The organism is Shewanella sp. MBTL60-007, assembly GCF_019654915.1.
GTDB lineage: Bacteria > Pseudomonadota > Gammaproteobacteria > Enterobacterales > Shewanellaceae > Shewanella.
On record NZ_BPET01000029.1, the window covers coordinates 51,745 to 66,004 of the forward strand.

Below are 14,260 nucleotides of genomic sequence, written 5' to 3' on the forward strand. Positions count from 1 at the left end.
AAAACCCCTTAAGATGGATGGCCAGATCTCAGGGTTCAATGGATGAAGAAGATGGCGAAGATTATGGTCACAGGCGCTACTGGTCTGTTAGGGCGGGCGCTGATAAAACAGTTGGCTCAACACATAGAGCATCAAATCATCGCCTGTGGATACAGTCGAACGAGCCCAAGTATAGAGAGACTAGACTTAACTCAAGCAGCGCAGGTGAGTGCTTTTGTTGCTAAGCATAAGCCCGATATTATCTTGCACTGCGCGGCCGAACGTAGGCCAGATGTGTCGGAACAAGATCCCCAAGGCGCATTGGCGCTTAATAGCGATGCCACACAGTTTCTAACTCGGGCAGCCAGTCAATATGGCGCATGGCTGTTATATATCTCGACCGATTATGTGTTCGATGGCTGTCAGCCACCTTATCGAGAAGATGCCGAGCCCAATCCAGTTAATTTCTACGGTCAATCTAAGCTGCTAGGGGAGCAGGTCGTTAGCGACGCACAGCAAGGTTTTGCTATTTTGCGCCTGCCGATCCTCTATGGGGAAGTGGAGTCGTTAAATGAGTCAGCAGTCATGGTGCTGCTAGAGCTGTTAGCCGATACGGCGGAACAGCCAGTCGATAACTGGGCAATTAGAAGCCCAACTTCTACCGCCGATGTGGCTACGGCCATCGCGAAAATGGTGACTCTTAAACTAGCTGGTGAGACCTTAGAGGGCCATTATCACTTCAGTGCAAAAGAGACCATGAGCAAGTATCAGATGTTGCTGGCGATGGCTGAGGTACAGGGGCTCACCACCGGGCACCTTATTCCTGTGACTTCTCCCACAGATAGCGCAAAACGTCCAAAAGACAGTAGCTTAAGCTGTGAGCGACTTGTCAGTTTAGGGATTGAAAGCAAGGTACCTTTCAAGATTGGATTTAAAAGAGCGCTGCAGGACTCTCCCTGTGCGGCTGCTTACTTAAAAGTTGATAATGTAAGGCGTTAATTTCACAAGCGGCAAAGACCAAAAAAGATGATAAACCTTGGCTTTAAAAATTTACCCATACGCAATCTAGGGGCGACCGATCAGCTAGCCTTACTCCGGTTTGGCGCACTGTTGCTTAAGATTGGATTAACCTTTTTCGCCGCCGATACGTTTGGCTTATCGCTTACCAGTCCAGTGCTTTATTGGGGCATGAGCTTAGAGGCACTTTATTTAGGTTTTACCTTTTGGCACCGTAGTTCAATTGCTCGCTTGGAGAATGGCTTTTTCATTGTCCTGCTTATCGATACCCTGTTTTGGATCTCCTGGCTCTACTTTACTGGTGGGGCAACCAATGCTTTTATCTCACTGCTATTATTGCCGATTGCGATTGCCGCAGTTGTCCTGCCTCAGTGGGCACCTTGGGCGTTAGCGCTATTGTCGACCTTTGCCTATAGCGTGATGATCTTTTCGGTACCCGAGAGTCAGATGAAGCACCATGGTATGGATATGAGCTCCCACTATTTGGGGATGTGGTTTAACTTCCTGATCTCGGCGTTAGTACTGACTACCAGTGTGGCCTATATTGCCCAGCGAATGCGTAAACAAGAGGTTGAACTCAGTTATATGCGTGAGGCGCAGTTGCGCCAAGAAAGGCTACTGGCGCTGGGTACGGCGTCGGCGCAGATGGCGCATCAGATGGCAACGCCTTTAGCTAGTTTGCGCTTGCTGGTGGATGAGGCGGTCGAAGATAGCGTCAGTGATAGCGAGATCTTGTTAGAGATGAATACTGCGCTGGTGCGTTGCGAACAGACCTTGAACGCTTTGCGCATGGCCACCGAATCGATTCGAGAGCAGAAGCAAAGCCTACTAACCGCCGATGAGCTGCTGGAAACCCTTAAGCAACAAGTCTTACTCTTGATGCCTGAGATTAACTTAGTACTCATACATGTTGAAAATAATCAGCAAGAAGCTGCACTGCCGCGTACCATCAAGACTGATGCCAGTTTGCTTCCAGCTCTCTTGGCTTTAGTTGAAAATGCGGGGAGTGCGAGCCTAGCTAATATCGGTGAGGCTAAGGTGGTTGTATCGGTTGTGGCTGCAACACAGAGCGATCGTCTGTGTATCTCGGTGAGAGATTTTGGTGTTGGGATCCCTAAAAAGATGCTACTACAGCTAGGACATAAACTTGTCGAGAGTGAGCGTGGTATGGGGATGGCGCTGCTGCTCAGTAATGCCAGCGTCGAACGTCTAGGCGGACGGTTACTTTTGAGGGTTGCAAAAGAGGGCGGTACGGTTGCTGAAGTGTGTTTCCCTGTTTGCCATAACGACGCCAATGGAGAGTGTCATGACTAAAAAACTACTCATTATTGAGGATGATACCGCTTTAGCGAGTGTGCTTGTTAGGCGCATGACTAAGCAAGGATTTGAGTGTCAGCAGTGTCACGATGCAACCCAAGGTTTATTGTTAGCAAGACAGTTTCGCCCAACTCACGTGCTATTAGACATGAAGTTAGCCCAAGAAAATGGCCTAAAACTCATCTCACCGCTCAGACAGCTGCTTCCAGATGTCGTGATGGTATTGCTTACGGGCTATGCAAGCATTGCCACCGCTGTAGAAGCCATTCGCCTCGGTGCAGATAACTATTTGGCCAAGCCTGTCGATACGCAAACTTTGCTCAATGCGTTATCAACAACTGCGGTCGATAATGAGATGGAGCCATTGACAGAGGAGCCATTGTCGCCGAAACGTTTGGAGTGGGAACATATTCAGCAGGTGCTTAATGCCAACAGTGGCAACGTATCTGCGACCGCCCGTCAGCTAGGGATGCATCGGCGTACTCTGCAACGTAAATTATTAAAGAAGCCAACGGCGGATCATCGATAGATATAACAGGGGCAGTATTTTATATGGTGAATTCACTGTTTTCAGTTTGATAGTCGGTGGTTTTGTGCTTTTTTGGATGTAATATATTGCTGTAGAGTTGTATTGTACTGAGAACGGTACGACTACAGGGAGTCACATCTGTCTATGAAAAATTCCCCCGTTTATACGACCGATATATTTTTACTCGATAATCCAAATGATTTGATCTCTTTAGACAAGTGGCAGAAAACAGTGAACTTGCTTGCAAAGCTGTTCGATGCTCCTGCTGGATTTTTAGTGCAATACACTAAAGAGGGCTTTCAAGTCACGATCGCAAGTGAGCAGAGATCTAACCCCTATGCTTCGGGCGTGGTAATTGAACCTGAAGTGAATATATTTTGTCGTAAAATTGTCGAGACTGGTCAGTCGCTATACGTTAACAATGCTGTGTTAGATCCTTGTTGGGATACTAACCCTGAAGTCCATAATGATGGGTTTCGCTCTTACCTCGGAGTTCCGGTTTTTTGGCCTTGTGGTACCGCATTTGGTACTTTCTGTGTGATGGATTATAAAGCCACTGACTATCAAAAAACCTATATTGAGTTGATCACTCAGCTTAAAGAGCTACTAGAGTCCGATCTCGCTTTAATTGGCTGCTATGCGCAAATGCAGCAGTTAGCTATTACCGATCCCTTATGCGATGTTAATAATCGACGTGGTTTTAACGTATTGGCGGAGCAACGTATTAAGCTTGCTAAGCGTAATGATGGCTTGCTGGGCTTGTTATATCTCGACATCGATCGATTTAAGGATATTAATGATCTGCACAGCCACGGGGTCGGGGATTTAGTTCTAAAAGCTGTAGCCCGAATTTTAAGTCAAAGTGTGTGTGAATCCGATGTGGTGGGCCGCCTAGGGGGGGATGAATTTGTGGCCCTAGTTGCGGTAAAAGATATTATCGAGTTAGACAGGCTTAAACAACGGATTATGGATGCTTTTGAGCTTTGTTATTGCTCTGAAGGGCTACCGAGATTTACCGTTTCTATTGGCTATAGCTTGGTAAGTGAGACAATAGATATTTGTCAGCTTTTAGATTCGGCAGATCAAGATATGCTTCAACATAAACAGCGCGTTGCTGGATAAAATAAACCCTGAGCGTAGGAGTTAACTCAGGGTCGGGGAATGCAGTGGCATTTGCATTTGATGTTCCCAAAAATGTCACCGATACCTAAGCGTATACGCGATAAGCAGTAAGTTCAGTGTCAAGCTATGGTGTCAGTATTAGCTGAGGTAAGCAAAGCTTGATGGCAAAACTGCGACAGCATGTCGCAGTTTCTGTAAAGCGGGCTTAGCTTGATGGTCTTTTTAATTGCTTTCGCGCTCAATTATCAGTGTTTAAGATCTGAATAGATATGCCACTGACGTCGCCCCATTTCGAGTATAAATCCTGTGGCTAATCCCGCCGCCGTGTTAATTAGCAGACAGATGGCTGCGGTGGACAGGATTACAAAAATACAGAATGGTTTACCGTCGATGAATCGTTGTGACCAAGCTAACTGAGTCCCGGCTATCGCCAGTAGGCTGCCCAGAACTGCCAGTGGAATTAGCGATAAAATAGTGGCAATACCTTGACCCCAGAAGGCTGCGATTAACAGACAACTGCTACCAAAAATCGTTGGAGCTAACCAGGTTCTCGCACCAAAATGATGTTGCACCGCAAGGCCGCCTGCACCGTGACACATGGCCGTTGCGCCAAACGGAGCTAAGAGTAAGTTCGCCCAGCCTGAGCTGGTGGCAAATCGCTGAGGGGCAAAGTTTTCTTTGTTGTCTTCAGGAAACTTCTCTTTAGCCATCGCAGAGGTGGCGATAACCGCATTGGTCAGAGTTAATGCCAGTTGAGGTAATACTAATAAACCAACGGCCGAACTCCATTCATCTATGCTTGGCCAACTTAACTGCCATGGCGTATAGACCGAGAGGTCAAAGCTGGGGGCTGTTCCACTATTAAGTTGCCATAAAATACCTAGGGCTAAGACTAGTGGCATCGCCAAATAGCGCAGGGGAAAGAACTTGCTGGCAAATAAAGCGATGAAAGCAACGAGGCCGATAAGCCAAGTCTGACTCATCATCTGTCCACCCATCCATATTAGCTGAAGACCAATGGCCAATTGAATACCGATGCTAATGGCGGGGGATAGCTGCTTGGCCATCCATTTGATAGCACCACTATAGGCGAGCACTAAGAGAATAACCCCCATCAATATACCGCTGGCTTGTAACATGCCAGGCGTGAGTCCTTGGGCGATCACTAGCGCGGCAATCACCTTCATCGGCTGTACCGGAATAGGGCGACGATAATAAAAAGCGGTGAACAGGGCAAAGAGGCCAAATCCCATGAAGATCCCCTGAGGGGAAAAGTGGTTCAGGGCAATAAGGCCGAGCACTAAGGGCAGAAAGGTACCTAAATCGGCGAAGGCGCCGCTAAACTCTCCTGAATATTGGTTAACACTATCGAATCGGTTGGTCTTACATTTCATATAACTTGCCGTAGGAAAAGAACCTTAAAGCTATCGCAAGAATGGTGCCAGAATTATCGTGGAAAATTGGGAGCAAAACGCCCCTAAGGAAGCGATAATCCATTTAGTTTGAGACAAGTTGGCCTGATTGAAAATTGAAAGTGGTCAATTGGTCTAACATTCGCAATAGCTTAACTTGAGGGAGTGTTTTGAGCGTACTCACTGTAAAGCATAAAGTGAGCAAACTTTATACTTTACAATAAGCTAGCTAATGTTTAATGCATTTTTACACTTGATTGTGCATATCGTTTAACGCTTGATGTAATAAATCATCATCGTTGACTGGATCATGGGCTGTTGGCTCTGTGGAGTCATCAAGTGAAGCTAAGTCTAATTGCTGCTGATGTTTTTCATCATCGAGCAGGGGATTGTCAAAGCTATCACTTTGCTCTACATCTAACATATCGGTGTTAATATCATCATTGCTTAGCACCTGTATTTGGGGAAGCTCTGCTACTGTACTGTCACTCGGCGGGACGATATCTTGATGTGTCATTCCCACCATATTGAGATAGTGATCAATTGGAGCAGCCACTTGATTCTCTGATGTATGTTGTAAATCACCGTGACTCAGTTTGTCTGTATCGCTATGTGTAACAGAATTCGCCGCATTGTCTTCTTGGCTGTCTTGGTCTAGAGGACTGTTTTCAAGGGGGCTGTCTTTATGTGAAGCGCTGTCATCGGCAATAATCTGATCATCGATATTGACAGTGACTTCTGGGTCTACCTGTTCGTCATGCATCACTAAAGCTGGAGACGAAGGAGTTTGATGACCCATGACTGGGGTCACTGTCATATCAAGCACTTCAGATCCTAAAGTGAGTTTGCCGCTATGGCCGGGGCCATGACTTAAGATACTTACCTGAACATGCATTACCACATCGTCATGGTGTGAGCCTTGAAGGGCGACTTCAAATCTATCTTCGTGTACGCCAACATTCTGAGCACTCCCATGGGGACCTGTATGGGTATTTCCATGTTCTTGATAACTTAACTGACCAGTTTTAGGGTCAATCGTTAGGGTGCCCCATTGACTGGTATAGGATGTTTGGTAATGACCGTTGACTAAAATTTTCCAGCCTTGCTCTGCGACAGGTACCGGAGTTTGCCCCGGAATGGGTGTTGGTACGCCTAATGAGGTACCAATGTGATGGCTGCCTGGCGGGGCTGTAACAACTATGGGCTCAGGTTTTGCGCCTGCGGCCATATTAAGGGCGGAGTTCACATTGCCGTGTTCATCGGTCATGATGGCTTTGACTATGCTACTAGGCGCTACTTCGATCTCAATTCCATGGGCTAGAGTGTTGGCATCAAGCAGATGATCAACACCGTTGATGTTTAAGTGTTCGCCCACTTTGGCATCGGCTGCAGCATGCACCGTTGCGGTAATGGTTCCTGCATGCCCTTGTGCGATTTCAGTTTTACTATAAAGATTATCGCTACCAGGGGATTCGAAGCTGATACTCGGTCTTCCTACTTGGATGTCGGTATCATAGTGCAAGGTTTGGGCCGCATGTGCTGTATTTCCTGCGTTATCTGTGGTGGTGACAGAGGCTGAAATAGATGAATTTGAGGCAAGTTCACTGCCCGCAACAGCAATACTAAATTGGCCGTGGCTATTAACGGTTGTCGTATAGCTCTGTTGATTGAGAGTTAATGTAACAACGTCTCCTTGGTGTGCATCGCCGCCAACGTTACCGGTTACATTGACAGCTGTATGGCTCTCTTGTGCATTGATAACATTGTCGGCGGTAATCGGGTCAAGGTGAATGCTGGTACTCGCTTGAGTATCAACTTGGACATCGAGCACTGATGATACTGCTGGCTGCATGGATGATGGTGCAAGGGCTCTGGCTGACAGGCTGTGATTGCCGTCTGTTAATGTTGAAAGTGTTACGCTGTAATGACCGTGTGCATCAGAGAGGGCGTGGCCAACGGGATTATTTCCATCGTAAATTGTGACTCTAGAAAAGGGAATGTCTGTGTGACCCGTTATAGTCGGGGTGACGTCAGAGGTTAAGTCATCGCTATGGCTTTTACCTGTGTCACTTGCTGTACTGAGATCGATACTGACTTGATTTGTGGGTGTAGTTGCAACAATATGGCCGCTTGGCAAGCTGTCAGTTACCACAGGTTGAGTTGGAACACTGCTTGTTATCACTATTGCGCCAGCCGTGCTGCTTAGGGTTGCTTGGACATTGAAGCTGATAAATTGACTTGCTGTACCGCCGTGATTATCACTCACCTTAACTTCAAATACATCGACACCGCTATAGGTTGCTGTGGCGGGGTTATAGTTCATATGTGCCACAGAATTATTCTGGGTATAGACATAAGCGCCGCTATCAGGGTCAACAGATAGACTGCCAAAGCTGCCAGTCAGAATAGGTGCTGAAAATGTATGTGTATCGCCAGTATCAACATCGGTTGCGATTAAGCTTCCTTGTGTGTGACTGGTCTGGTTAATAGTTAACACTGGCAAATCATTAACGGCGGTAACGGTGATTACTGCGGTATGCGCGGCTGAATCTTGATGGCCGTCATTGGCGACATAGCTGAAGTGAGCGTCACCATTAAAATTGGCTGCAGGCCTAAACAGCAGATGATCAATATCATTTGCATTAATGGTTTGCCCTTGGCTTATAGCATGGCCATTAACAAGTAAGTGACCGTCAGCAGGATCGGGTAGTTGAGTGATTGTTAGCCTTGCTAAAGTATCATTGTCGCTGTCTTGATAGCTAAAACTGGCTGCATTAAATTGATAATCTGTATCCTCGGCCGTGCTTGCCATTAGAGTTTGTATTGTCGGTTGATGGTTGGCATTGATATGGATGTTCAGCGTATTTTGGCTGTTATCTTTATAGTCTCCATGGGTATCAACCACACGGTAAATAAACTCAGGAACATCGCCGGTAAAGCTGGGTTCGGGAGTAAAGCGATAGTCGCCGTTTGTAGCAATGTGTATTTGGCCAACACCGGTGATCGACACATCTTGGCCAGTATGAACCGTAATGTAATGATGAGTTTGCGGATCTTTAAACTGCAAATCTTGCAGAATAAGCGCAGAGCCATCATCTATGTCAGTTGCACCTTGAAGTAAGTTACCACTGACAGGGCCGCTATATTGATCTGAATTTGCACTGAAACTATGAATAACTGGTTTATCACTGGTGCCGCTGATAACCACTTGTGCCTGTTGGCTAGAGAGGTGTGCGTGATTGCCACTGCCTTCTTGTAGCTGGTAATTGACCCAGATTTTGTGCTGGGCGCCATTGGCTAAATGGTCGTAGGCTGAATGGGCAGGATCAACTTCGAGTGTGTGGCCATCGGCAGCTAAGCTAAAGCCCGCTGGTATTTGGCTAGTAAAATTGACGCCGTCTGTAGAGTATTGCAACTGGCTAATTTGGTTACCTTGAATGCCTGCATAAAGATCTAAGCCCTGTGTTGTGCCTGCCTCCTGTAGTTGCAGGGTTGGTGTGTCAGTATGGCCGTGAATAGTGATTGCAATGGTTTGACTGGCGCTACCATCAGGCGAGGTGATGGTGAGTGTATCGGTAAGTTGCTGGCCAGCATTTAGACCATTGACGGCTGGAGATGCGTTGTTTAAGGCATAGTGCCAACTGCCGTTTTCATCAAGTGTCAGTTGACCATATAGACCTGTGATTTGCGTATTAGCGGCAAATTTATCTTCGCCTGCATCAGGATCGATTAAGCTCAGTTGACCAGATATTACGCTGGTGGCGGAATCTTCTGTTATTGAAGCGCTTGTGCTGGAGTGGCTCTTGCCATCAATGCTGGCGGTATCATTGATTGAGTCAATGTGCAGCGTATTAGTCACTTTGGCTGAATCAGCACGACCGTCGCTAACGGTATAGGAGAAGTTAACATCGCCATTAAAGTTATGTGCGGGTACAAACTGGAGTTTACTGATGTCGCTTGTGGCAATGACTTGATTGGCATGAATTGCTTGACCATCCAGTACAAATAGACCTTGAGCGGGATCGGGTAAGTCTGTTATCGAAATAGAATGCAGCGTATCTGTGGTATCAACATCAGTGAACCCAAACTGCCTCGCTTGCATTTGATAATGCGTGTCTTCAGTGCCGTTACTGAGTGTAACTTGGGTAACGGTTGGCGCATCATTGGTGCCAACAACGTCAATGTGTAACTCGTATGCCGTTCCATCATAGCTGTGAACACGGTAAACAACGGTTTCGGTTTGCCCTTGAGCAAGATGCTGCAGAGCTGCATTATTAACGCTGTAGCCCCAATTACCGGCACTGTCTATTCGTAGCATGCCGCCGAACGGATCGTGTATAGCAGATTCACCAAACTGGCTGTATTGGAATTTATCCTCTCCGCTGTCTGGATCGATAACCTGTAGTTGCCCATTTGCGAGTTCAGTTGTAACGCCAGCATTGTGTCTGCTATGTGGCCCATCTTCAATGACATGCTCAGTTGTCACCTCTGAAATGATGGCGCCGTCAGGGGTGGCTATGAGTATGGTGGAAGCGCCTGTATGCGTAATACCTCCATGAGCATCTTTTACGTCATAACTAAAATGAACTTGGCCGTTGTAGTCTTTTTCTGGTGTAAACGTGTAGGTACCACCTTGGTTATCTTGAATTGAACCGTGGTCAACATGCAGATTGCTAATAGTCAGTTTACCTGCATCGTTGGCATCCACGTCTACGGTGTTTGCTAATAGCTCTGCAGCTGATAAGGTTTGGGCTAGGTCTTCTTTGCCACTGTTAAGTTGTACTTCTGAAGAGCAATAAGGGCGGTCATTATCACCATGAATAGTAATAATAATATCGTGTGTGGTGCCATCTGCTGACTTTACGGTGACAGTATCAGTTAATGACTCACCTTGCCCCAGATGATCAATCGCTCTCCCTGTTGCATCTTGGCCGATGGAAACGTAGTAGCTCCAGTCTCCGTTATCTTGAAGTATCACATGGCCGTGAGTGCCGTAATAAGTGCCTGTTTTGGCGTGGCTTTCCCCCGTATCTGCATCAACGATTGCTAGGTGGCCGTCAGTATGGATTTCATCGTTCCACAGTTTCCCTATGTTTCCGTGCATATGGTCAGGTGAGCGATCGTCAACACTGCCGCCGGAAATACTGCCATCTGCTGCGGTGTAATAGTGGCCTTCATGCACATTTCCTGTACTAACACCTGTTATTGAAGCGGAATTGTTTACGCCAGTGATTGTAATTGTCAGATCCCGAGTACTGCTAGCATTGTGTTCATCTTTTACGGTGACTGGAATCGTGAGTATTTTTGTCGCCCCTGCGGCTAGTGATTGATAACTTGCATGACTAGGGTCAAAGCTGTAGCTACCATCGCTATTTAAGGTTAATCCATCTATTTGTGGCGCTGAATAGCTTAGGGTGGCACCATGATCAATATCCTGACCGAGCATCTGTCCATGCAGTAAGGCACCGCCTTCGACCACAGATTGCGACTGTGCTGCAATGGTTGGCCTATCGTTGGTGCCATGAACGGTAAGTTCAATGGTATGGGTTGTTCCGTCAGCGGTTCGGATAACCGCTGAATCTTTTTGGGTTTCTCCCGCTGCGAGGTTTTGAATGTTGCGATTATCTAAGGTGTAAGTGTAATGGCCATCTCGCATTAATAATATGTGGCCGCCTAATTTGGTATCGTAACCAATACCTTGATAAGTTTGTGGGCCGATATTGGGATCAAAGCTGCCTTCTCCTTTATCGGGATCTTGAATATTCAACTTGCCTTCATAGTGAAGATCGTATTGGGTATCGATATAACCGCGATCTTCGGTAACACCACGTAAGTTGGTATCTGTTTGAGCATCTGTAATTATCGCCTTATCGTCAGTGCCGTTAATGGTCACAGTGATCTTTTGCTCGGTGCCGTCAATGGAATGTACCAGTAAAGTATCGGTGAGTGACTCGCCAGTTTTAAGCCCTTGAATCGCGCTTTGTGAGTTATCCGCGGTATAAGTCCAGTGGCCGAGATTATTGATGGTGAGCGTACCGAAGCTTCCTTGCAGTGATTCTGCTTGGAATTGTGATTGACCACGATCGGGATCGGTGACGCTGAGTGCGCCATCCACTCTAAGTTGGTCCCTATGGACATCTTTGTCTTCGGTGAGGCTTGCTGTCGAGGTACCCGCAATCACTGCTTTATCATCAGTGCCGTTAATGGTCACAGTGATCTTTTGCTCGGTGCCATCAACCGAATGCACTAGCAGGGTGTCGGTGAGAGACTCACCACTTTTAAGCCCTTGAATCGCAGCCTGTGAGTTATCAGCCGTGTAAGTCCAGTGGCCTAAATCATTAATTGAAAGCGTACCGAACTGGCCTTGCAAACTTTCGGCATTGAACTGGGCTTGGCCGTTATCGGCATCTATAACATTAATTGCGCCATCCACGCGCAGTTGACCGCTATGGACATCTTTGTCTTCGGTCTGTGTGGCTGTTGAAGTCCCACTTATTACCGCTTTATCATCGGTACCGTTAATTGTGACGGTAATTTTTTGCTCGGTGCCGTCAACGGAATGTACCAGTAAAGTATCGGTGATTGACTCACCAGTTTTTAGCCCTTGAATGACAGGCTGAGTATTATCGGCGGTGTAACTCCAGTGACCGAGGTTATCGATAGATAGCGTACCAAATTGGCCTTGCAGGCTTTCAGCGCTGAACTGGGCTTGGCCGCTATCTGCATCTGTGACGTTGAGTGCGCCATCCACTCTAAGTTGGTCGCTGTGGACATCTTTATCTTCAGTGAGGCTTGCTGTCGAGGTACCCGTAATCACTGCTTTATCTTCGGCACCGTTAATGGTCACAGTGATCTTTTGCTCGGTGCCATCAACAGAATGGACTAGCAGGGTGTCGGTGAGTGACTCGCCGGTTTTAAGCCCTTGAATCGCGCTTTGTGCGTTATCTGCTGTGTAAGTCCAGTGACCGAGGTTATCGATAGATAGCGTACCAAATTGGCCTTGCAAACTTTCGGTATTGAACTGGGCTTGGCCGTTGTCAGCATCGGTCACACTGAGTGCACCATCGACACGCAGTTGACCGCTGTGGACATCTTTATCTTCAGTGAGGCTTGCTGTCGAGGTACCCGTAATCACTGCTTTATCATCAGTGCCGTTAATGGTCACAGTGACCTTTTGCTCGGTGCCATCAACAGAATGGACTAGCAGGGTGTCGGTGAGAGACTCGCCAGTTTTTAGCCCTTGAATGACAGACTGAGTATTATCGGCGGTGTAAGTCCAGTGGCCTAAATCATTAATTGAAAGCGTACCGAACTGGCCTTGCAAACTTTCGGCATTGAACTGGGCTTGGCCGTTGTCAGCATCTGTCACATTGAGTGCGCCATCCACGCGCAGTTGACCAGAATGCACATCTTTATCTTCGATGAGGCTTGCAGTGCTCGTACCGCCAACTACCGCCTTATCATCGGTACCGTTAATGGTGACAGTGATCTTTTGCTCGGTGCCATCAACAGAATGGACTAGCAGGGTGTCGGTGATTGACTCACCAGTTTTGAGTCCTTGAATCGCCGCTTGTGAGTTATCGGCGGTGTAGAACCAATGACCGAGGTTATCAATACTTAGCGTCCCGAACTGGCCTTGTAGGCTTTCGGCATTGAACTGGGCTTGGCCGTTGTCAGCATCTGTCACATTGAGTGCGCCATCCACGCGAAGCTGGCCGCCGTGCACATCTTTGTCTTCGGTGAGGCTTGCTGTCGAGGTACCCGTAATCACTGCTTTATCATCAGTGCCGTTAATGGTCACAGTGATCTTTTGCTCGGTGCCATCAACAGAATGGACTAGCAGGGTGTCGGTGATTGACTCACCAGTTTTTAGCCCTTGAATTACAGCTTGTGCGTTATCTGCTGTGTAAGTCCACTGACCGAGGTTATCGATAGATAGCGTACCAAATTGGCCTTGCAAACTTTCGGCATTGAACTGGGCTTGGCCGTTATCGGGATCGGTTATGTTCAGCAGCCCCTTTGCATGCAAAGCGCCTAGGCTGTCTAAGTCCTTATCCTCAGTGAGCGTGGCACTGTTTACGCCTTGGATCTGTGCAGCTTGGTTACTACCTGTAATATCGATAGTGACAACCTGACTAACGCTTTGCCCTGAGCTATCGGTAACCTTGACAATAAACTGCTCAGAGACTTTATCCCCTTCATTTAACGCTTGGGTATAGGGAGATTGATTATTTAGGTGGTATTGCCATTGCCCGCTATCAGGGACGATAACAAGTTGGCCAAATTGGCCTTGACCTTGAACGATGGACCAGGTGGCTGTGTCGTTATGATCTGGATCTGTTGCAAGCAATTGCCCTGTTGCAGTGTCAACGCCACCTTGCTCATTTAATGCTGCGTGGTGCAGGCCAGAAATCTTGGGCTGGTCGTTGCTGCCTTCGACTTCAATGGCGACCACGCTATTAACTTGGTGACCTTGGCTGTCGGTTGCTGTAACCACAAATTGTTCTGTGTGGCGTTCACCTTCATTTAACGAATCTGTTGAGCTTAATGCATTGTTAAGATGATATTGCCATTGGCCTGTTTGGGCATTTAGCTGTAGTTCGCCAAATTGACCTTGTACTTGGCTGGTAGACCAAGTCACGCTTTGACTATTTTCACCGTGGGCGGTTAAGGTTCCCTGAGCCGTTTCCGTTGCGCTATCTTCTTTAAGATGTTGATTTTGTTGTTGACTATCAATAGCTAATGGTTTTTCATTTTTGCCAGTGCCAGTGCCAGTGCCAGTGCCAGTGCCAGTGCCAGTGCCAGTGCCAGTGCCAGTGCCAGTGCCAGTGCCAGTGCCAGTGCCAGTGCCAGTGCCAGTGCCAGTGCCAGTGCCAGTGCCAGT

Annotated in this window: 6 protein-coding genes; 4 read left to right on the plus strand and 2 right to left on the minus strand. The window is 47.3% G+C overall.

The window, feature by feature from the left end; genetic code table 11:
- Positions 1–51: 51 nt before the first annotated feature.
- The 4 genes from K5Q92_RS12645 to K5Q92_RS12660 all read left to right on the plus strand — a co-directional run bounded on the left by K5Q92_RS12645 (position 52) and on the right by K5Q92_RS12660 (position 3,964).
- Positions 52–978, plus strand: coding sequence for an SDR family oxidoreductase (locus tag K5Q92_RS12645; RefSeq protein ID WP_220769358.1), 927 nt, complete (start codon positions 52–54; stop codon positions 976–978).
- A 27-nt stretch (positions 979–1,005) separates the two neighbouring features.
- Positions 1,006–2,310 (plus strand): ATP-binding protein, encoded by a 1,305-nt coding sequence (locus K5Q92_RS12650; protein WP_220769359.1) that lies wholly within the window; start codon positions 1,006–1,008, stop codon positions 2,308–2,310.
- Positions 2,303–2,842: a response regulator transcription factor gene (locus K5Q92_RS12655; RefSeq protein ID WP_220769360.1), complete on the plus strand. Its 540-nt coding sequence runs from the start codon at positions 2,303–2,305 to the stop codon at positions 2,840–2,842. Before K5Q92_RS12650 ends, K5Q92_RS12655 begins: the two co-directional genes overlap by 8 nt.
- Positions 2,843–2,986: 144 nt before the next feature.
- Positions 2,987–3,964, plus strand: a complete 978-nt coding sequence (locus K5Q92_RS12660; RefSeq protein ID WP_220769361.1) for a sensor domain-containing diguanylate cyclase — start codon at positions 2,987–2,989, stop codon at positions 3,962–3,964.
- 245 nt (positions 3,965–4,209) lie between these two features.
- On the opposite strand, the gene K5Q92_RS12665 is transcribed toward K5Q92_RS12660, so the two are convergent.
- On the minus strand, positions 4,210–5,358 hold the full coding sequence (locus tag K5Q92_RS12665) for a putative sulfate/molybdate transporter (RefSeq protein WP_220769362.1): 1,149 nt from the start codon (positions 5,356–5,358) through the stop codon (positions 4,210–4,212).
- Between the two features lie 265 nt (positions 5,359–5,623).
- Positions 5,624–14,113 carry a VCBS domain-containing protein gene (locus K5Q92_RS12670; RefSeq protein ID WP_259649566.1) on the minus strand — a complete coding sequence of 2,830 codons (8,490 nt, stop codon included), beginning with the start codon at positions 14,111–14,113 and terminating at the stop codon, positions 5,624–5,626.
- Positions 14,114–14,260 lie beyond the last annotated feature (147 nt).